18 protein-coding genes are annotated in these 20,957 nt (G+C 67.9%); 11 read left to right on the plus strand and 7 right to left on the minus strand.

What is annotated here, in order from left to right; genetic code table 11:
• The first annotated feature begins 323 nt into the window (after positions 1–323).
• Positions 324–3,422, plus strand: coding sequence for a transglycosylase domain-containing protein (locus tag DID99_RS03290; protein ID WP_124666060.1), 3,099 nt, complete (start codon positions 324–326; stop codon positions 3,420–3,422).
• 34 nt (positions 3,423–3,456) lie between these two features.
• On the opposite strand, the gene DID99_RS03295 is transcribed toward DID99_RS03290, so the two are convergent.
• The gene (locus DID99_RS03295) at positions 3,457–3,804 is read right to left on the minus strand and encodes a GFA family protein (RefSeq protein WP_124486903.1); all 348 of its coding nucleotides are present in this window, start codon (positions 3,802–3,804) and stop codon (positions 3,457–3,459) included.
• 152 nt (positions 3,805–3,956) lie between these two features.
• Here DID99_RS03295 and DID99_RS03300 point away from each other — a divergent pair, with 152 nt between their 5' ends.
• Complete coding sequence (locus DID99_RS03300) at positions 3,957–4,202, plus strand: DUF1272 domain-containing protein (RefSeq protein WP_124486902.1); 246 nt, start codon at positions 3,957–3,959, stop codon at positions 4,200–4,202.
• Between the two features lie 27 nt (positions 4,203–4,229).
• Here DID99_RS03300 and DID99_RS03305 read toward each other — a convergent pair whose 3' ends face one another.
• Positions 4,230–4,949, minus strand: a complete 720-nt coding sequence (locus DID99_RS03305; RefSeq protein ID WP_260426203.1) for a FadR/GntR family transcriptional regulator — start codon at positions 4,947–4,949, stop codon at positions 4,230–4,232.
• Positions 4,950–5,068: 119 nt separating this feature from the next.
• On the opposite strand from DID99_RS03305, the gene dgoD reads away from it, so the two are divergent.
• The gene (gene dgoD / locus DID99_RS03310; RefSeq protein ID WP_044844540.1) at positions 5,069–6,217 is read left to right on the plus strand and encodes a galactonate dehydratase; all 1,149 of its coding nucleotides are present in this window, start codon (positions 5,069–5,071) and stop codon (positions 6,215–6,217) included.
• Between the two features lie 139 nt (positions 6,218–6,356).
• On the opposite strand, the gene DID99_RS03315 is transcribed toward dgoD, so the two are convergent.
• Positions 6,357–7,289 carry a CopD family protein gene (locus DID99_RS03315; protein WP_124666061.1) on the minus strand — a complete coding sequence of 311 codons (933 nt, stop codon included), beginning with the start codon at positions 7,287–7,289 and terminating at the stop codon, positions 6,357–6,359.
• Between the two features lie 377 nt (positions 7,290–7,666).
• Here DID99_RS03315 and DID99_RS03320 point away from each other — a divergent pair, with 377 nt between their 5' ends.
• The 3 genes from DID99_RS03320 to DID99_RS03330 all read left to right on the plus strand — a co-directional run bounded on the left by DID99_RS03320 (position 7,667) and on the right by DID99_RS03330 (position 11,333).
• Complete coding sequence (locus DID99_RS03320; RefSeq protein ID WP_044844542.1) at positions 7,667–8,431, plus strand: c-type cytochrome; 765 nt, start codon at positions 7,667–7,669, stop codon at positions 8,429–8,431.
• Positions 8,432–8,450: 19 nt separating this feature from the next.
• Entirely contained in the window at positions 8,451–9,749 is a 1,299-nt protein-coding gene (locus tag DID99_RS03325; protein WP_044844543.1) for a cytochrome c, read from the plus strand.
• Between the two features lie 129 nt (positions 9,750–9,878).
• Positions 9,879–11,333, plus strand: coding sequence for a DEAD/DEAH box helicase (locus DID99_RS03330; protein WP_124666062.1), 1,455 nt, complete (start codon positions 9,879–9,881; stop codon positions 11,331–11,333).
• Here DID99_RS03330 and DID99_RS03335 read toward each other — a convergent pair.
• From DID99_RS03335 to DID99_RS03345, 3 genes are all read right to left on the minus strand, one after another.
• On the minus strand, positions 11,327–11,836 hold the full coding sequence (locus tag DID99_RS03335) for a hypothetical protein (protein WP_044846780.1): 510 nt from the start codon (positions 11,834–11,836) through the stop codon (positions 11,327–11,329). The genes DID99_RS03330 and DID99_RS03335 overlap by 7 nt on opposite strands.
• A 68-nt stretch (positions 11,837–11,904) precedes the next feature.
• Positions 11,905–12,732, minus strand: coding sequence for a ferritin-like domain-containing protein (locus tag DID99_RS03340; protein WP_044846781.1), 828 nt, complete (start codon positions 12,730–12,732; stop codon positions 11,905–11,907).
• A gap of 314 nt (positions 12,733–13,046) precedes the next feature.
• Entirely contained in the window at positions 13,047–14,687 is a 1,641-nt protein-coding gene (locus tag DID99_RS03345) for a gamma-glutamyltransferase family protein (RefSeq protein WP_124570698.1), read from the minus strand.
• A 223-nt stretch (positions 14,688–14,910) separates the two neighbouring features.
• On the opposite strand from DID99_RS03345, the gene DID99_RS03350 reads away from it, so the two are divergent.
• Together DID99_RS03350 and DID99_RS03355 are read left to right on the plus strand one after the other, a co-directional pair.
• Entirely contained in the window at positions 14,911–15,690 is a 780-nt protein-coding gene (locus tag DID99_RS03350) for a DeoR/GlpR family DNA-binding transcription regulator (RefSeq protein WP_044846783.1), read from the plus strand.
• Positions 15,691–16,005: 315 nt separating this feature from the next.
• Positions 16,006–16,203: a hypothetical protein gene (locus DID99_RS03355; RefSeq protein WP_044846784.1), complete on the plus strand. Its 198-nt coding sequence runs from the start codon at positions 16,006–16,008 to the stop codon at positions 16,201–16,203.
• 91 nt (positions 16,204–16,294) lie between these two features.
• Here DID99_RS03355 and DID99_RS03360 read toward each other — a convergent pair whose 3' ends face one another.
• Positions 16,295–16,663, minus strand: a complete 369-nt coding sequence (locus DID99_RS03360) for a hypothetical protein (protein ID WP_044846785.1) — start codon at positions 16,661–16,663, stop codon at positions 16,295–16,297.
• Positions 16,664–16,825: 162 nt separating this feature from the next.
• On the opposite strand from DID99_RS03360, the gene glpD reads away from it, so the two are divergent.
• The 3 genes from glpD to DID99_RS03375 all read left to right on the plus strand — a co-directional run bounded on the left by glpD (position 16,826) and on the right by DID99_RS03375 (position 20,770).
• Positions 16,826–18,349: a glycerol-3-phosphate dehydrogenase gene (gene glpD, locus DID99_RS03365; RefSeq protein WP_124486896.1), complete on the plus strand. Its 1,524-nt coding sequence runs from the start codon at positions 16,826–16,828 to the stop codon at positions 18,347–18,349.
• 105 nt (positions 18,350–18,454) lie between these two features.
• Positions 18,455–19,957: a glycerol kinase GlpK gene (gene glpK, locus DID99_RS03370; RefSeq protein ID WP_124570699.1), complete on the plus strand. Its 1,503-nt coding sequence runs from the start codon at positions 18,455–18,457 to the stop codon at positions 19,955–19,957.
• A gap of 96 nt (positions 19,958–20,053) precedes the next feature.
• Complete coding sequence (locus DID99_RS03375; RefSeq protein WP_044846788.1) at positions 20,054–20,770, plus strand: MIP/aquaporin family protein; 717 nt, start codon at positions 20,054–20,056, stop codon at positions 20,768–20,770.
• The last annotated feature ends 187 nt before the right edge of the window (positions 20,771–20,957 follow it).

Consider the following 20,957-nt stretch of genomic DNA (forward strand, 5'->3'; position numbering starts at 1 on the left):
ATCGCGCCATGACTTCGGCAATACGATCGGACCCGATTTGTCGCGATTTCGCAATGCACAAGGCCGGTGCGTAAAACGATCAGCGCGATCGGCACGGCCACCCTCGTCGCCGTTGACACACGCGGGCACGCGAGCGGAACGCGCAAACGTTACGTCACGGCGACACGCGCCACCGCACCACCGGCCGGTTCCCGCATGTCACAGGCATGCGCGTTGCGCCGACGCATCTCGGTAGTGAACCACCCTTGGCAGCCCGCTGCGGAGGACTACACTAATCCTTAATGGGGTGCGGCCGGAGCCTGCGCCTTCAGGGAGACGCCGCCATGAATCGGCCGCTGAATCGCATCCTGCCGCGCGTGACCGGGAGTGCATCGGTCTGGACGTGGATCAAGTGGTCCTTGCTCGCCGCGCTGGTGATCGCGGTGGCGATCATTGCCCGGCTCGTGATGACCGAGTTCGAGACGTCGCGCCTGCAGGCGCGCTACCTGTCCGAGCTCACCCGCGACATCGGCTATACCGTCGAGGCGGGCGCGAGCGATCACATCCGCTTCCCCGTCAACGGGCCGTACGACCAGCGCCTCGGCTATTCGCTGCTTCCCGCGTTCCAGCAACATCTGCTCGCGCGCGGCTTCGTCATCGGCAAGCAGGCGCGCGATTCGGAACGGATGCTGTCGCTCGCCGATCGCGGCCTGTTCCTGCCTTACGAAGAGAAAGACCAGGCCGGGCTGATGCTGTTCGACTCGACCGGCTCGCCGCTGTTCGCGACCGTGTTCCCGCAACGCGTGTACGCCGACTTCGACACGGTGCCGCGCGTCGTCGCCGATTCGCTGCTGTTCATCGAGGATCGCTACCTGCTCGACGCGAACCAGCCGAACCGCAACCCGGCGATCGACTGGGGCCGCTTCGGCCGCGCGCTCGCCGACCAGGCGCTGCACGTCGTCAACCGTCATCAGGCACGCCCGGGCGGCAGCACGCTCGCGACGCAAATCGAGAAGTTCCGCCATTCGCCGGACGGCCGCACCGCGACGCCGCCGGAGAAGCTGCGGCAGATCGCGTCCGCGTCGATCCTCGCCTACATGAACGGCCCGCAGACGATGCTCGCGCGCCGCGCGATCGTCGTGCGCTACCTGAACTCGGTACCGCTCGCCGCGCGGCCGCACGTGGGAGAAATCACCGGCATCGGCGACGGTCTCGCCGCGTGGTACGGCCGCGACTTCAACGACGTGAACCGCATCCTGTCCGCGCCGACGACCGGCGACAACGTCGACGAACAGGGCAAGACGTTCCGCGAAGTGCTGTCGCTGATCATCGCGCAGCGCGCGCCGTCGTACTTCCTGAATCGCGGCTATCCGGCGCTGCAGAAGCTGACCGACAGCTACCTGCGGCTCCTGTCGAACGGCGGCGTGATCTCGCCCGCGCTGCGCGATGCGGCGCTTGCCGCGCAGATCGAACGCAGCGCGCCGCCGGCCGCCGCGCACGTGCAGTCGTTCGTGTCGCGCAAGGCCGTGTCGTCCGCGCGCGCGTCGCTGCTGTCGGCACTCGGGATCAGCGACCTGTACCAGCTCGACCAGCTCGACCTGGAAGCCACCAGCACGCTCGACAACGGCGTGCAGCAGGCGGTCGCCGAACGGCTCGCGAAGGCGTCGACCCGCGACGGCGCGCAGGCCGCCGGCCTGTACGGCTTCGAGATGCTCGCGCCGAAGGACGACCCGTCGCACCTCACGTACAGCTTCACGCTGTACGAGCATCGCAACGGCGCGAACATGCTGCGCGTGCAGACCGACAGCGTGAACCAGCCGTTCGACGTGAACCGCGGCGGCCGCATCAACCTCGGCTCGACCGCGAAGCTGCGCACGCTGATCACCTACCTGCAGATCGTCTCCGACCTGCATGCGCGCTACGGCAACCTGTCGAACGCGCAACTCGCGAAAGTGAAGCCCGACCCGCTCGACGGGCTGTCGCACTGGGCGCTCGACTACCTGTCGCACACGCGCGACCGCTCGCTGCAGGCGATGCTCGACGCGTCGGTCGAACGCAAGTACTCGGCGAGCCCCGACGTGTTCTACACGGGCGGCGGCGCGCAGGTGTTCTCGAACTTCGAGAAATCGGACAACGGCCGCATCCTGACGCTGCATACGGCGTTCGAGCACTCGGTCAACCTCGTGTTCGTGCGGCTGATGCGCGACATCGTCCATTACGAGATGCTGCAGGCGGCCGGCCCGTCGTCGTCGTGGCTCGACGATCCGGCGCAGCGCAAGCATTACCTCGAGCAGTTCGTCGACGGCGAAAGCCAGGTCTACGTGAAGCGCTACTACACGCGCTATGCGGGCAAGGCGCCCGACGATGCGCTCGCGCTGCTGCTGCAGACCGTGCGCAAGTCGCCGCCGAAGATCGCGACGGTGCTGCGCAGCGTCGCGCCGAACGAATCGCTCGCGTGGTTCGATGCGCAGATGCGCGCGCAGCTGAAAGGCACGCCGGCCGCGACGCTGTCGGACGACGATCTCGCCGCGCTCTACGCGAAATACGCGATCGACCGCTTCAACCTCAACGATCGCGGCTATATCGCGAGCGTCCACCCACTCGCGCTGTGGACGCTCAACTACCTGCGCGCCCACCCGAACGCGTCGCTCGCCGAGGTCCGGCGCGACAGCCACGATGCGCGCTTCTACACGTACTCGTGGCTGTACAAGACGCGCTACCACGCGACCCAGGACCGGCGCATCCGCCGCATGGTCGAGCTGCGCGCGTATGCGGAAATCACGAAGGCGTGGCGCGCACTCGGCTACCCGTTCGAGGAAGTCACGCCGTCCTACGCGGCCGCGATCGGCGCATCGGGCGACCAGCCCGACGCGCTCGCGAAACTGATCGGCCTGATCGCGACCGGCGGCCGAAAAGCGCCGACCGAGACGATCACGCGCCTCGACTTCGCGAAGGGCACGCCGTACGAAACGCGCTTCGTGCGCGCGGCCGCGCAGCCGCAGCCGATGCTGTCGCCGGAGATCGTCAACGTGGCACGCACGCTGCTGCGCGACGTCGTGCTGAACGGCACGGCGCGGCGCCTGTCGGGCGGCTTCACGCTGCCCGACGGCAAGACGCTGCAGGTCTACGGCAAGACCGGGACGGGCGACCAGCGCTTCAATGTCTACGCGCGCGGCGCGCGGCTGATCGAGTCGCGCAAGGTCAATCGCAGCGGCACGTTCGTGTTCGTGCTCGGCGACCGCTTCTTCGGCGTGCTGACGGCGACCGCGCACGAACCTTACGCGGCGCGCTACGACTTCACGAGCGCGATGGCCGTGCAGTTGCTGAAGTCGATGGCGCCGGCGCTCGCGCCGCTGATCGAACGCCCGGCCGCGGCCGGCACGCGCACGACGGGCCCCGCGCCGCAGGCGGAAACGCCGGCGCCGCAGGTCGAGCCGTCCTGACGGCGGCCCGCGCGCTCATGCAACGACGCGCCGCTCAGTGCGAGCGGCCGTCGTAGTGCGTGACGGGCAGCGCATCGAGATCGACATCCTCGAGGCATCGCACGTTGATCGCGGCCATCGCGGTGCCGTCCGGATGGGTCCCCTCGGCGAACGTGTGGATCCCGCAGCGCTTGCAGAAGCGATGGCGGATCACGTGCTTGTTGAACAGGTAGGTGGCGAGATTGTCGTCGGGCGTGAGGAGTGTCATGTGATCGCGCGGCACGAACCACATCAGCGCGCCCTTGCGCCGGCAGATCGAGCAGTTGCAGGCCATCACGCCCTGCAGGTCGCCTTCCGCCTCGAACTTCACGTCGCCGCAATGACAGCTTCCGTGATAAAGCATGGTCGTCTCCCGGGGCGGCCCGTGCGCGTCGGCGGTATCCGGGCGGACACCGTTGGCCAGGCCAGTCCAAACGCGTACAGTAGCGCTCGCATGCGCCGCACGCAACGTCCGGCGGCGCCCGTCCCGACCCTCTCCGACCAAGGAAAACCGTCATGCTCGAACTGCGCCCCGGCTGCGAATGCTGCGACAAGGACCTGCCGCCCGATTCGGCGGAGGCGCGCATCTGTACGTTCGAATGCACCTTCTGCGCGACCTGCGCCGACGACGTGCTGAAGGGCCGCTGCCCGAACTGCGGCGGCGACCTGGTCGCGCGTCCGCGGCGGCCGGCGAGCCTGCTCGCGAAGTACCCGCCATCGACGGAGCGCATCGTCAAGCCGGGCGGCTGCGCGAACGCCTGACGGCGCCGCACCGCCCGTCCCTTTCCGTCACGCCATCTCGATCCGCGCGCGCGTCACCGCGAGCAGCGACGCCATCGCGCGGCGCGCGCCGTCCTCGTCGCGCACGCGGATCGCATCGCTGACGGCAACGTGCTCGGCGAGCGATGCGTTGTAGACGTGCGCCCGGCGCGCGTTCAGATGCAGCTGTGCCTCGAGCGTGCGATCGATCAGCGCGCCGAGCGGCACCAGCAGTTCGTTGCCACCGGCCTCCAGCACGCTCAGGTGAAAACGCAGGTCCGCACGCACCCACTCGTCGACGTTGCGCGCGGCGGCCATCGCGCGCGCCGCGCCATCGATCGCATCGAACGCTTCGGGCGTATGCGTGCGAGCAGCCAGCGCGGCCGCATGCGGCTCGATCATCTCGCGCATTTCCTGCAGCTTCAGCGCGAACGCGAGCGGCGGCGCGACGCGCGCGTACCAGTCGAGCAGGTCGGCGTCGAGCAGGTTCCATGCGCGGCGCGGCCGCACGCGCGTGCCGACCTTCGGCCGCGATTCGACCAGTCCCTTCGACGTCAGCGTGCGCAGCGCCTCGCGCAGCACCGTGCGGCTCACCCCGAACATCGCCATCAGGTCCGGCTCGCGCGGCAGCAGCGACTCGGGCGGATAGTCGCCCCGCAGGATCGCCGTCGCCAGCCGGAAGGCCGTCTGTCCATGCAGGTCGCGTTGAATGATCGTTCTCCGGTGATGGGCAACGCCGCGGCTGCCCACTATCTGCACAATAGTGCTATTAATACTATTTTTTAACGCGCTACGCTAGGATCGTCGTCACGTACTCGACCGGCGCCGCGTCCGCACGTCCGCGCCGGTCCACCCTGGAGACAAGCGACATGAAAATCACCCGCCTCGAAACCTTCGTCGTCCCGCCGCGCTGGCTGTTCCTCAAGATCGAGACCGACGAGGGCATCGTCGGCTGGGGCGAGCCGATCGTCGAGGGCCGCGCACACACGGTCGAGGCCGCGGTGCAGGAACTCGCCGACTACCTGGTCGGCCGCGACCCGCTGCTGATCGAGGATCACTGGCAGGTGATGTACCGCGCCGGCTTCTACCGCGGCGGCCCGATCACGATGAGCGCGATCGCGGGCGTCGACCAGGCGTTGTGGGACATCAAGGGCAAGCATCACGGCGTGCCCGTGCATGCACTGCTCGGCGGCCAGGTGCGCGAGCGCATCAAGGTGTATTCGTGGATCGGCGGCGACCGGCCGAGCGACGTCGCGAACAATGCGCGCGCAGTGGTCGAGCGCGGCTTCAAGGCGGTGAAGATGAACGGCTCCGAAGAGCTGCAGATCGTCGACACCTACGACAAGGTCGAGCAGGTGATCGCGAACGTCGCGGCGGTGCGCGACGCGGTCGGCCCGCACGTCGGGATCGGCGTCGACTTCCACGGCCGCGTGCACAAGCCGATGGCGAAGGTGCTCGCGAAGGAGCTCGATCCGTACAAGCTGATGTTCATCGAGGAGCCGGTGCTGTCGGAGAACGCCGAGGCGCTGCGCGACATCGTCAACCAGACCAACACGCCGATCGCGCTCGGCGAGCGGCTCTACTCGCGCTGGGACTTCAAGCACATCCTCGCGGGCGGCTACGTCGACATCATCCAGCCCGACGCGTCGCACGCGGGCGGCATCACCGAGTGCCGCAAGATCGCGACGCTCGCGGAAAGCTACGACGTCGCGCTCGCGCTGCACTGCCCGCTCGGCCCGATCGCGCTGGCCGCATGCCTGCAGCTCGACGCGGTCAGCTACAACGCGTTCATCCAGGAACAGAGCCTCGGCATCCACTACAACCAGGGCAACGACCTGCTCGACTACCTGCGCAACCCCGAGGTGTTCCGCTACGAGGACGGCTTCGTCGCGATCCCGCAGGGCCCGGGGCTCGGCATCGACGTCAACGAGGAGAAGGTGCGCGAGATGGCGAAGACGGGCCACCGCTGGCGCAACCCGGTGTGGCGCCACGCGGACGGCAGCGTCGCCGAGTGGTGATGCCGAGGTGAGATGAGACGCGTTGCGCGGCGGGCATGCCGCGCATCGGCTTCGAGACGGCCGCCCGGCAGGCGGCCGTTCTTGCATCCGCAGCACGCGGCGCGCGGGCACCCGGCCCTGCGCCGCGCCGAGCCGGCCGTCAGCCGAGCGCCGCGAACCCCGGCACGCAGGACGCCAGCACGGCGGCCGCGACGAACACGCCGATCATCGTCAGCGCCTCGAGATGCAGGATGTTGCGGAACGTGTGCGCATCCTCGGTCGACGCGGTACGGCGCAGGCGCGGCAGCGCGGAGAAGCGGTTCAACCCGCCGAGCACGAGCGCGAGCGCGACGAGCAACAGCTTGAGCAGCAGCACGCGCCCCCACGTGCTGCCGTCGAGCGGCGCGACCGAGCCGCCGAGCCCGCGCAGTGCATTGAGCACGCCCGTGCCGAGCACGAAGACGACCGCGATCACCGACGTACGCGACAGGTGCTGGCCGATCCGGATCAGCGCGCCGCGCGCGACCGACGAGCCGAGCACCGGCAGCACCGCGAGCCCGCCCGCGAGCACGAGGCCGCCCCACACCGCGGTGGCGAGCAGGTGCAGCGTCTGCACGCCGACCGCCGCGGACAGCAGGCCGGTATCGGCCGCATGGCCGAGCGACGCCTTGCCGCCCGCGACCACGATCACCGCGAGCCACAGCACCGCGTGCGCGACCGGGCCGTCCGGCTTCGCGAGCGCGACGATCGCGAGCGCCACGGCGCCGGCGAACGCGACGCTCCACGCGAAGCCCGCGTGGGTCTGCGCGAGCATGACGGGAATCGCGGCGAACGCACCGCCGAGCCCCGCGCCGCTCATCGCCGCGGCTTCGTACACGAGCCAGCCGAGATCGGCGAGCACGAGCGCGAGCGCCGCCGCGACCAGCGAATGTTGCGCGCGCAGCCATGCGGGATGCGACGGCGCGACGACCGGCCGCGCGCCGTCCTTGCCGAGCCACGCCTTGAGCAGCGCCGAGCCGACCGCCATCGCGAACGTCGCGTCCATCAATGCCGCCAGCGCGACCTGCCCGATCCACAAGCTGTCGATCCTCATCGCGCGCACCCTCCCGGGAACGGCCGGCCGGCGGCGCGGCGGCAAGTGGAACGACAGCGGGAAGACGGCAACGGCACGGTAAGGAACGTCATCGATGAATCCGGAAACGGGAGAAATGACTGGATCTGCGGCGGAGGCGGCGCCGCGCGACCCGCGAGTGTACGGTCTTCGATGGTCAAAGCGCACGCCGGTTCGCACGATGCGTGCAGATAGCGCGTCAAATTGTCGCAAGTCGTAAACAGGCAGGAACCGATGACCTTTTGCCAAATAGCCGTCATTACCCATCGATGATAGAATGCCGCGTCGCAGCAGCCCGGCTGTCCTGCCGTCCATGCGCCGAGCCGATCGTAGCCCGGACAGGTCCCCGACGAATAAACATGGAGTCTCGTGTGTCTTCAAGACGCCTCTTCCGTCCGTTGCTTGCCGTTCTCCTGATCGGTGGCGCGGGCCTTATGAGCGCTGCCCAAGCGCAGACCAAGCCCACGGAGCAAGCGCACGCCCAGCAGGCGCCGCTCAAGGCACCCGATACGATGGCCGAGCGTGTGCGCGGCTGTACCGCATGTCACGGCGTTCACGGCCAGGGCACGGACAACGACTATTTCCCGCGTCTTGCCGGCAAGCCGGCGGAGTACCTGTACAACCAGCTCGTCAACTTCCGTGATGGCCGGCGCAAGTACCCGCCGATGAACTATCTGCTGACCTACCTGAACGACGATTACCTGAAGGAAATCGCCGAGCACTTCTCGGCCGAACGTCCGCCGTACCCGACGCCGGCCAAGCCGACGCTGCCGGCTGCCACGCTCGCGCGCGGCAAGCAGCTCGTCACGCAAGGCGATCCGTCGCGCAAGCTGCCGGCCTGCGTGGCCTGCCACGGCGCAGGGCTGACCGGCATGCAGCCGGCGATCCCGGGCCTCGTCGGCCTGCACGCCGATTACCTGAGCGCACAGCTCGGCGCATGGCGCTCGGGCAACCGCCACGCGAAGGCACCGGATTGCATGCACGACATCGCCGCGAAGCTTTCCGACGAAGACGTGACGGCCGTGACCGCATGGCTCGCCGCGCAACCGGCGCCCGCCAACCCCGTGCCGGCACCGGCGCGTTCGATGAAGACTCCGCTCGCCTGCGGCAGCGAACCGCAATAAGGCAAGGGAGACAGACACAATGAAACGCAAGTCCCTGTTTGCACTCTCGGCTGTCGCGATCGTCGCGGCCGCCGCCCTCGTGCCGGTCCTGTGGCCGGGCAACGACACGCTGCACGGCGCTGCCGCCGTCGCGGCCACGCCGGCCGACCAGGCCGCGCTGATCAAGAAGGGCGAATACCTCGCGCGCGTCGGCGACTGTATCGCGTGCCACACCGTGCGCGGCGGCAAGTCGTTCGCGGGCGGCCTGCCGATGGCGACGCCGTTCGGCACGATGTACACGCCGAACATCACGCCGGACGACAAGGACGGCATCGGCAAGTGGACGTCGGACGACTTCTACCGCGCGATGCACACCGGCCGTTCGAAGGACGGCAGCCTGCTCTACCCGGGCTTCCCGTTCGCGAGCTACACGAAGGTCACGCGCGCCGACTCAGACGCGATCTACGCGTACCTGCGTTCGGTCCCGCCGGTCTCGGTGCCGAGCCGTCCGCACGAACTGAAGTTCCCGTTCAACAACCGCAACCTGCTGATCGGCTGGCGCACGCTGTTCTTCAAGGAAGGCGAGTACAAGCCGGATCCGACCAAGTCGGTCGAATGGAACCGCGGCGCGTACCTCGTCGAAGGCCTCGGCCACTGCTCGATGTGCCACACGTCGATCAACATGATGGGCGGCCCGGTGAACTCGGCAGCCTTCGCGGGCGGCCTGATCCCGCTGCAGAACTGGTATGCGCCGTCGCTGACGAACGACAAGGAACTCGGCCTCGGCGACTGGCACGTGCAGGAGCTGTCGGACCTGCTGCAGGCCGGCGTGTCGAACAAGGGTGCGGTGTTCGGCCCGATGGCCGACGTCGTGCACAACAGCCTGCAGTACATGAGCGACGAAGATACGCGCGCGATGTCGACGTACCTGAAGTCGATCCCGCAGAAGGCTGAAGCGCCGAAGAACATGCAGTACGAGCCGTCGAAGCAGTTCGGCAACACGCTGTTCGACCAGGGCAAGAAGATCTACGCGGACAACTGCGCGACCTGCCACGCCGAAACCGGCGCGGGCAAGCCGCCGGCGTATCCGCCGCTCGCGGGCAACCATTCGATCGTGATGGAATCGGCGGTCAACCCGATCCGCATGGTGCTGAATGGCGGCTATCCGCCGAGCACGTTCAAGAATCCGCGTCCGTACGGGATGCCGCCGTTCGCACAGTCGCTGTCGAACCAGGAAGTCGCGGCAGTCGTCACGTATATCCGGATGTCGTGGGGCAACAACGGTACGCCGATCTCGCCGCAACAGGTGAGCGACCTGCGTTCCGCGCCGCTTGACTAAATAGCGCGCGACACAAACGGGGGCGCGGCTGCGGGAAACCGCAGCCGCGCCCCTTTGCTTTTTTGCGACGCCGTTCCCCGCGCTGGCCGCGCGAGGCGTCGCCGATCATAAAACTCAAGAGTGGTATCTATGTCTTTCGAATCTCTCGGCCTGGCCGAACCGCTCGTCAAGGCGGTCAACGAGCTCGGCTACACGTCGCCGACGCCCATCCAGCAGCAGGCGATCCCTGCCGTCCTCGGCGGCGGCGACCTGCTCGCCGGCGCACAGACCGGCACCGGCAAGACCGCCGGCTTCACGCTGCCGATCCTGCAGCGCCTGCACACGTTCTACGCCGAGCATCGCGGCGCGAAGCGCGCGGTGCGCGCGCTGATCCTCACGCCGACGCGCGAACTCGCCGCCCAGGTCGAGGAAAGCGTGCGCGCGTACAGCAAGTACCTGAAGCTGCGCTCGACCGTGATGTTCGGCGGCGTCAGCATCAATCCGCAGATCGATGCGCTCAAGCGCGGCGTCGACATCGTCGTCGCGACGCCGGGGCGTCTGCTCGATCACATGCAGCAGAAGACGATCGACCTGTCGGATCTCGACATCCTCGTGCTCGACGAAGCCGACCGGATGCTCGACATGGGCTTCATCCACGACATCAAGCGCGTGCTCGCGAAGCTGCCGCCGCAGCGCCAGAACCTGCTGTTCTCGGCGACCTTCTCCGACGAGATCAAGTCGCTCGCCGACAACCTGCTCGATTCGCCGGCGCTGATCGAAGTCGCGCGCCGCAACACCACCGCGGAAAGCGTCGCGCAGAAGATCCACCCGGTCGACCGCGATCGCAAGCGCGAGCTGCTCACGCACCTGATCCGCGAACACAACTGGTTCCAGGTGCTCGTGTTCACGCGCACCAAGCACGGCGCGAACCGGCTCGCCGAGCAGCTGACGAAGGACGGTATCAGCGCGATGGCGATCCACGGCAACAAGAGCCAGTCGGCCCGCACACGCGCGCTCGCGGAATTCAAGAACAGCACGCTGCAGGTGCTGGTCGCGACCGACATCGCCGCGCGCGGGATCGATATCGACCAGTTGCCGCACGTCGTCAACTTCGACCTGCCGAACGTGCCGGAAGATTACGTGCACCGGATCGGCCGCACGGGCCGTGCAGGCGCGACCGGCGAAGCCGTGTCGCTCGTGTGTGTCGACGAGAAGCAGCTGCTGCGCGACATCGAGCGGCTGATCAAGCGCGAGATTCCGCAGGAAGTGATCGCGGGCTTCGAACCCGATCCGACCGCGAAGCCGGAGCCGATCCAGCAACGCCGCGGCCAGCAGCCGCGCGGCGGCAACGGCGGCGGCGGTGGCGGCGGTGGCGGCAATCGCCAGCCGCGTGCAGGCGGCTCGGGCCAGCCGGCCGCGAAGCGCGACGGCAATGCGCAGCCGAAGGCCGCGAAGGCGGCCAAGCCGCGCGCGGCCGGCGGTGCGAGCGGCAACGCCAGCGGCGGCGGCCGCCCGTCAGGCGGCAACGGCGCGCGTCCCGCGAACGGCAACGCCGCGCACGCGAACCGCAACCGTTCGTCGCGCAGCGGCCAGCGCGGTCACTGAAGCCGCGCGGCCGCGCGCCGCAGGTGCTCGACCTGGCGCTGCCAGCGCGCGAGCACCTCGGCGCGCGCCTCCCCTTCCAGCGCAAACGTGACGCCGGTCGCGAGACGCGCATAGCCGACCCGCTGCGCATCGCCGTGCGCGATCGTCGCAGCGAATCCGGCAAGGCCCCCGAAGTCCCCTTCGAGCGGCTCGATCCTCAGTTGTGCCTGAAAGAATGCGCCGTCCGCGACGAGCGTCAACGCGGCCGCGCGCCGTTGCGTCAGCGCACGCGCCGCGCGCGATTGCGGCCAGAGCGCGAGCAGCAGCGTATGCGCGTCGCGCGCGTGGATCTCGCCGACGCTGAGCAGCGTCGTGCGCAGCTGGCCGTCGTCGGTCGCGACGATCAGCGATGCGGCGAAGTCGGCATGGCGTTCGAGCGCGGTGCCGTCGAACAGCGCAACGACGGCCGGCGGCCACGCGTCGAACGTCCATTGTTCGAGCGCGTGGCGATGGGAATCGGTCATGATGGCGGCCCCGGTGAAAAGCAGATGATGATCGCGCAGCATACGCGCGCCGGACCGCGCGGTGACGATCAGCGCATGAACACGTGCCGCGTGATCTTCGTCAGCGGATAGTGGACGCTCGGCTGGATCTTCGCGGGCAGGTCGAGCGGCTTGAGCAGCATCTTCACGCACATGTCGGCCGACAGGTTGCGCCGCACGAGCGAGCTGATGCGCGCGGCACGCTCGCGGTTGTATTGACTGTCGCCGACGCGATCCGGGTAGCGGACTGCGAACACGTGGCGCAGCGCGATCTCGGAATCCTCGTTCTTGATTTCCATCACGCGGCGCATCAGCGCGCCGAGCACCGCGAGACGGCCGTTGCCTTCGAGCTTGTTGTACTTCTTGAAGAACTTGAAGAAGTGCTTGTAGTGACGCACTTCGTCCGAGCGGATGTTGTCGGTGATTTCCTTCAGCACCGGCTCGTCCGAGCATTCGTTGATCGCGCGATAGAGCGTGGCCGTGCCCGTCTCGACGACGCAGCGCGCGACCATCTCTAGCGCGCGGGTCTTCTCGAACGCGTCGACCGAGCAGGTCTTCGAATACTCGGCGAAGAAATTCGCGAACGCGGTGTCCCAGTCGAACTCCGGCCACACGTGCGCGATATACGCCTTCAGCGCGCGCCCGTGCTGCAGTTCCTCGTGCTCCCACGCATTGTTGAGCCACGCGGACACTTCCGGATCGTCGTTGAAGAACTCGCTCAGGTTGCTCGTGTAGAGATCCGAGCCGCTTTCGATGAACGACGACGCGCACAGCAACAGCAGCAGATCCTCGTTCGCGGCGGCGCGCTGACGATCGATCCGGTTCAGGTCGATGTCCTCGATACGCCACGGCATGACATGCGTCGTTTCAGTAGGCATGGTGATGCGCTCCCAGTCGTCGCGCGGCCGGCCGGCCCCTCTCTTCGCACAGGCCCGGCGTGCCCGCAGGCGACGTTTTGCTTGCATTTATTAGTGGATTGGTCCGGCCGAACCATGCTGGCATCTTAGCCGGACTTTTATGTTCGTGCTTCAAAGCACTGACCATGCCCGCCGCGCGCAGTTCCGCCGCGCATGTTGCGGATCGTTAGATGAGTTGTTCGAACCGGTTGCGCGCGCGCGACGGCATGCGCTGCATCCAGGCAAAACGGGCGGCCATCCGGCCGCCCGTCGGGCACAACGCTGGAAGCGTTCCGTCAGAAACCGGCCGCAAGACCGTCGCGACGGCTGTCGCTCGCGGCCACGTAGCCGCGGTCGGGATCGTCGCGATCGAGACGCCACACGAACTGCCCCGAACCGAAATCCATGTAAGGATCGTCGATCGACTTGATCGTATGGCCGCGCGCGGCGAGCCCGTCGACCGTCTCGCGCTTCATCGTCGACTCGACGTCGAGCGTGAAGTCGCGATTGACCTTCCAGCGCGGCGCGTCGCAGGCGGCCTGCGGCTGCTGTCCGTAGCCGAGCATGCGCACGACGGTCTGCAGGTGGCCCTGCGGCTGCATGTCGCCGCCCATCACGCCGAAGCTCATCACGGCCTCGCTGCGGCCGTCGACTTCCTCGGTGACGAACGCGGGGATGATCGTATGGAACGGCCGCTTGCCGCCCGCGACGACGTTCGGCGACGCCGGGTCCATCGAGAAGCCGTGCCCGCGGTTCTGCAGGGCAATGCCGGTACCGGGCACGACGAGCCCCGAACCGAAGCCCATGTAGTTCGACTGAATGAAGCTCACCATCATCCCGCGCTCGTCCGCCGCGGACAGGTAGATCGTGCCGCCCGACTGCGGGCGGCCGGCAGCGAAGTGCGTCGCGCGCGCGCGATCGATCAGCTTCGCGCGTTCCGCGAGATACGCATCGTCGAGCATCTGCGCGGGCGTCACGTCCATCGCGCGCGGATCGGCGACGTAGCGATAGACGTCCGCGAACGCGAGCTTCATCGCCTCGATCTGCAGGTGCTGCGAGTCGACCGAATCGACCGGCCATTCGCTCAGGCCAGCCTGCTCGGCGATCCCGAGCGCGATCAGCGCGGCGATGCCCTGCCCGTTCGGCGGGATCTCGTGAATCGTATGACGGCCGAAGCGCTTGCCGATCGGCTCGACCCATTCCGGCCGGTACGCGCGCAGGTCGGCTTCGGTCAGCGCGCCGCCGCCTTCGCGCGCGAACGCCGCGAGCTGCGCGGCGAGCGCGCCTTCGTAGAACGCGCGCGGGCCGTCGTTCGCGAGCGTGCGCAGCGTCTGCGCGTGGCCCGGCAGGCACATGCGCTCGCCGACGTGCGGCGCGCGCCCGCGCGGCATGAAGGTGTCGGCGAAACCCGGCAGTCCCTGCAGTTCGGGCACCGCGGCCGCCCATTTGTGCGCGACGATCGGCGACACCGCATAGCCGCGCTCGGCGATCTCGATCGCCGGCTCGAGCAGATCCGCGAACGGCAGCGAGCCGAACTTCGCATGCAGCGCTTCCCAGCCCGCGATCACGCCCGGCACCGTGACGGTGTCCCAGCCGCGCGTCGGCTTGTTCGCGATGCCGTGCGCGTCCTCGCCGTGGCGCTTGCGGAAATAGTCGGGACTCCATGCGGCCGGCGCGACGCCCGACGCATTCAGCCCGGACAGCCGCCCGCCGTCCCACACGAGCGCGAACGCATCGCCGCCGAGCCCGCACGACACGGGTTCGACCACTGTGATCGCGGCCGCGGCGGCCAGCGCCGCATCGACGGCATTGCCACCCTTCCACAGCATCCGCAGCCCGGCCTGCGCGGCGAGCGGGTGCGACGTCGACACGACGTTGCGCGCGAATACCGGGATGCGGGTCGTCGGATACGGGTTGTGCCAGTTGAAGCCAGTCATCGGTTCCACCTCGTCGAAAGCTGAATGAACGCGCCGGACGCACGACCGGCATGCGCGGACAGTCCGCCATTGCAGCGCGATCCGCGCGATCGCACAAATTCATTTGTCACATGAATCCATGTACTTTCCGCATGAATTCCGGGCGGTGATGCGCCGCAGGCCGGTCGAACGCCCTTCCCGCCCTTACAATACCCGCTCCGCCTCACGATCCGACCGCCGAGCCATGACCCGAGATCCCCGCCTCACCCTCAACGCGCGCCAGCAGGAACTGCTCGAATGGGTGCAGCGCGACGGCTTCGTGACCGTCGACGATCTCGCCGCGCACTTCGCGGTCACGCCGCAGACGATCCGCCGCGACGTGAACTGGCTCGCCGACCTGAACCTGCTGCGCCGCTACCACGGCGGCGCGAGCCTGCCGACCAGCTCGGAAAACGTGTCGTACACCGCGCGCCAGCGGATGTTCCATGACGAGAAGCGGCGCATCGCGGCGCTCGCCGCGTCGCACATCCCCGACCAGGCGTCGCTGTTCATCAATCTCGGCACCACGACCGAGGAAGTTGCGCGCGCACTGAATCGTCATCACGGGCTGCACGTGATCACGAACAACCTGAACGTCGCGTCGATGATGAGCGGCTATCCCGACTGCGAGGTGCTGATCACGGGCGGCATCGTGCGGCCGTGGGACAAGGGCATCGTCGGCGAGCTCGCGATCGACTTCATCCGCCAGTTCAAGGTCGACTACGCGATCATCGGCACGTCGGCGATCGAAGCCGACGGCACGCTGCGCGACTTCGACACGCGCGAGGTGCGCGTGGCCGAGGCGATCATGCAGCATGCGCGCACGGTCTACCTCGTCGCCGATCATTCGAAGGTCGGCCGTCCGGCGCTGGTGCGCCAGGGCCACCTGAGCCAGGTTCATGCACTCTTCACCGACAAGCCACTGCCGCCGGAGATGGCCGACGCGGTGGCGAACGCGGGCACCCAGGTGTACGTCGCGGAATGACCCCGCGGAATGACCCGCGCGATGCTGCACCGCACCTGAAACTTCAAGTGAAATCAAGAAGTTGGCGCGCCCGCTGAACCGCTAGCGGTTTGCGTGCCTGTCAAACTGAAAATTAACGGGGCACGATTTGTCGTTGCCCGCGCGCTCGACTAGACTCCAGTTCCCCGGCCCGTTCGCGCGATCCGCCCGTGCCAAGGCGTGTGCGAATCCGAAGGCCGGCGAATACAGCTTTCCCCCCAAGCCATACCCCGCCGGGTATCGCGCAGCGGCGTTTGCGCCGGCTGCGCGGGCAAACCGATTGCCATGGAGAGAACGATGCTGAGTCCGCATGAATTCGCCACGCTACTGCTTGTGAAGGATGCCCCCGATCATGGGGACATGGATCGCGATGAACTCGACGCGCTGCTCGAACAGCAGCTCGTGCGGCTGGAAGGGCTGGGATCGGGACGCAAATACTGCGTGACCGAAACCGGCGACGCCGCGTTGCGATCCATCAAATGCCGCTATTCCTGAAGTCCCGCTGTTCCTGACTTGAGCGCGCCGGCCGGATTTCCGGCCGCGCCGCTTTTCCCGCGCTTTTCCCGCCTCCCGCAGCGCTCCGGCGTCAGCCGCCGCGCAGCGTCGGATCGACCGCGGCCCGCCAGCTGACGGCCTGCGCGCGCGCGCCGTTGAAATACGCGACCCATCCGGCGCGCCCCGCCGCGTCGGGCGCCGCATAGTGCGCCGAAAGTTCGTTTACGAACGCGCAATAGTTCGCCTGCGTCAGCCCGCGATACCGTTTCGCCACATACGCGTCGTACAGCGTCGAATAGACCGGCTGCGCGTCCGCGCCCCAGTCGCGCGCGGTGCCGCCGCACGACGTCTGCAGGTCGACGAACGACGGCGCCCGCCAGTTGCCGGCAAGCGGCGGCGTGCCGGCGCTGCATCCTGCCAGGACGACGGCGCACGCGCCGGCCCACATCCCAATACGCATGATTCACCTCGCGAAACGGTCGATTGCGCCAGTATCGTCCGGGATCGCGCCACGCGCTACTGGCCCCGCTTTTTCGAACTTTACTTTTTCGATTTCGTTCGTTAAATTTCGAATTCGAACATTTCATGTTCGCCCATTTCCATCAGACGATAAGGACAGCAGGTGACCCAACCGAATCGCTACGATCTGCTCGTCGTCGGCGGCGGCATCAACGGCGCCGGCATCGCGCGCGATGCGGCCGGCCGCGGCCTGTCGGTCCTGCTCTGCGAGCAGGACGACCTCGCGTCGCACACGTCGTCGTCCAGCACGAAGCTGATTCACGGCGGCCTGCGCTACCTCGAATACAACGAATTCGGACTCGTCCGCAAAGCGCTGCAGGAGCGTGAGACGCTGCTGCGCGCGGCGCCGCACATCATGTGGCCGCTGCGCTTCGTGATGCCGCACATGCCGAACCTGCGGCCGGCCTGGCTGATCCGCATCGGCCTGTTCCTCTACGATCACCTCGCGAAGCGCGAACTGCTGCCCGGCTCCCGCGGCATCGACATGCGCCGCCATGCGGCCGGCGCGCCGCTGATCGACTCGATCAAGCGCGGCTTCGTGTATTCGGACGGCTGGGTCGACGACGCGCGCCTCGTCGTGCTGAACGCGCTCGATGCGAAGGAGCGCGGCGCCGAGATCCTCACGCGCACGAAACTCGTGTCGGCGGAACGCCACGGCGACGAATGGGAAGCGCGGCTGCGGCACGCGGACGGCTCGATCCGCGTCGTGCGCGCGCGCGCGGTCGCGAACGCGGCCGGCCCGTGGGTCGGCGAAGTGCTGCACGGCGCGCTCGGTCGCGGCGCGCAGCACAGCGTGCGGCTCGTGAAGGGCAGCCACATCATCACGCGGCGCCTGTTCGATCACGACCACGCATACATCTTCCAGAACCCGGACAAGCGGATCATCTTCGCGATTCCGTACGAGCATGACTTCACGCTGATCGGCACGACCGACGTCGAATACACGAACGATCCCGCGAAGGTCGCGATCGATCGCGACGAGACGCAGTATCTGTGCGATTCGATCAACCGCTACTTCAAGCGCAAGATCTCGCCGGCCGACGTGCACTGGACCTATTCGGGCGTGCGCCCGCTGCTGGAAGACGAAAACGCGGCGAACGCGTCGGCCGTCACGCGCGACTATCGCCTCGAGATGGACGACGGCGCCGGCGCGCCGCTGCTGTCGGTGTTCGGCGGCAAGATCACGACGTTCCGCAAGCTCGCGGAGGAAGCCGCCGACCTGCTGTGTCGCGCGCTCGGCCGCGACGCGAAGACCTGGACGGCCGGCGCGCCGCTGCCGGGCGGCGACATCGCGAACGCGAAGTTCGACGTGTTCGCCGACGCATTCGCGAAACGCCATCCGTGGCTGCCCGCCGCGCTTGCGCGCCGCTATGCGCGCGCGTACGGCACGCGCGCGGAACGCGTGGTGGACGGCGCGACGTCGCTCGCCGACCTCGGCGCCGAGATCGCGCCGGGCATCCACGACGCCGAACTGCGCTACCTGCGCGACGTCGAATGGGCGACCTGCGCGCAGGACGTGCTGTGGCGCCGCTCGAAGCTCGGCCTGCACGTGGCGCCGGGCACGCTCGACGCGGTGACGGCCGCGGTCGATGCGTGGTTCGCCGCCGCGCACGCGCCGCACGCGTGATCCGTTTGCAGTTGCAGTTGCCTGACCGACGTTGATTCACCGACGCGCCGCGTAACATGCGGCGCGCATCACAACTACGCCAATCCACGGATGGAGATGAGAGACATGCAGGATCAGTACATCCTCGCGCTTGACCAGGGCACGACGAGCTCCCGCGCAATGCTGTTCGATCGCCAGGGCAACATCGTATCGATCGCCCAGAAGGAATTCGAACAGATCTACCCGCAACCCGGCTGGGTCGAGCACGACCCGCAGGAAATCTGGTCGACGCAGGCGGGTGTCGCCGCCGAAGCCGTCACGCGCACCGGCCTGAACGGCACGTCGATCGCCGCGATCGGCATCACCAATCAGCGCGAGACGACGATCGTCTGGGATCGCGAGACGGGCCAGCCCGTCTACAACGCGATCGTGTGGCAGGACCGCCGCACCGCCGACTTCTGCGATTCGCTGAAAGCACAGGGCCTCGAGGCGAAGGTGCGCGCGAAGACCGGCCTGCCGATCGACTCGTACTTCTCCGCGACCAAGATCCGCTGGATCCTCGACAACGTGCCGGGCGCGCGCGACAAGGCGCGCCAGGGCAAGCTCGCGTTCGGCACCGTCGACAGCTGGCTCGTGTGGAACTTCACGAAGCACGAGCTGCACGTGACCGACGTGACGAACGCGTCGCGCACGATGCTGTTCAACATCCACACGCGCGAGTGGGACAGCGAGCTGCTCGAGTTGCTCGACATCCCGCGCAGCATGCTGCCGGAAGTGAAGGCGTCGTCGGAAATCTACGGCCATACGAAAACCACGGTGTTCGCGTCGAAGATCCCGCTCGCGGGGATCGCCGGCGACCAGCACGCGGCGCTGTTCGGCCAGATGTGCACGACGTCGGGCATGGTGAAGAACACCTACGGCACCGGCTGCTTCCTGATGATGAACACCGGCGACAAGCCGATCGAGTCGAAGAACAACCTCGTCACGACGATCGCGTGGCAGATCGGCAACGACGTGCAGTACGCGCTCGAAGGCAGCATCTTCATCGCGGGCGCGGTCGTGCAGTGGCTGCGCGACGGTGTCGGCATCATCAAGACGGCCGCCGAAATCGAAGCGCTCGCCGCGAGCGTGCCGCATACCGACGGCGTCTATCTGGTGCCGGCGTTCGCGGGCCTCGGCGCGCCGCACTGGAACGCACGGGCGCGCGGTTCGGTGTTCGGCGTCACGCGCGGCACCACGTCCGCGCATCTCGCGCGCGCGGCGCTCGATGCGATCGCCTATCAGTCGCTCGACGTGCTGGCCGCGATGGAAGCCGACTCGGGCATCAGCATCGGCGAGCTGCGCGTCGACGGCGGCGCGAGCGCGAACGACCTGCTGATGCAGTTCCAGGCGGACCTGCTCGGCGTCGACGCGGTGCGCCCGCAGATCACCGAGACGACCGCGCTCGGCGCAGCCTACCTCGCGGGCCTCGCGATCGGCTACTGGAAGAACCTCGACGAAGTGCGCAGCCAGTGGCAGCTCGATCGCCGCTTCTCGCCGTCGATGCCGAAGGAGCAGGTCGAGCGCTGCATGGCCGGCTGGCAACGCGCGGTGCGCGCCGCGAAGGCGTGGGCCGACGACGTACAGTAAGCACCGCGGCAGCAATCACAAGAACTCCGAACGAAATACAACAACACCGGCGGACCGCGCAACGCGCGAGTCCGCCGCGACCTACGAGAGACAAACATGTCACCTTATATTGCAGAATTCATCGGCACCGCCATTCTCGTGCTGCTCGGCAACGGCGCGGTCGCCAACGTGCTGCTGGCGAAGACCAAGGGCAAGGGCGCGGACCTGATCGTGATCGTGATGGGCTGGGCGATGGCCGTGTTCGTCGCCGTCTACGTGACCGCATCGTTCAGCGGCGCGCACCTGAACCCGATCGTCACGATCAGCCTCGCGCTCGCGGGCAAGTTCGCGTGGTCGAAGGTCGGCGGCTACATCCTCGCGCAGATGCTCGGCGGGATGGCGGGCGCCTTGCTCGTGTGGCTCGCGTATCGCCAGCACTTCGCGAAGGAAGTCGATGCGGACCTGAAGCTCGCGGTGTTCTGCACGGCGCCCGCGATCCGCAGCACCACGCACAATGTGCTGACCGAAGCGATCTGCACGTTCGTGCTGATCCTCGGCGTGCTGTATCTCGCGTCGCCGCAGGTCGGCCTCGGCGCGCTCGACGCGCTGCCGGTCGGCCTGCTCGTGCTCGGCATCGGCATCTCGCTCGGCGGGCCGACCGGTTATGCGATGAGCCCGGCGCGCGACCTGTCGCCGCGCCTGATGCATGCGCTGCTGCCGATCCCCGGCAAGCGCGACAGCGACTGGCGCTATGCATGGGTGCCGGTGATCGGCCCGCTGCTCGGCGGCGCCGCGGCGGCCGGCCTGTATCTGCGCCTGCACGCGATGGCCTGAGCGCGCCGTCATTCGACCTCGAGCCTGCGCGCGGCACGGCCTGCCGCGCGCTTCCGGCCACTCACTTCGTCGCGCGATCGTCGCTTCGCCGGCACCGCGAATCGGCCGTGGCCGATACCGGACGACTTCGACGCCGGGACCACGCTTCGCGACACGCAAGGGCTCGCGGGTCGGAACGGTGATCGAC

The sequence above is a fragment of the Burkholderia sp. Bp8986 genome (genome assembly GCF_003854225.1).
Lineage (GTDB): Bacteria > Pseudomonadota > Gammaproteobacteria > Burkholderiales > Burkholderiaceae > Burkholderia.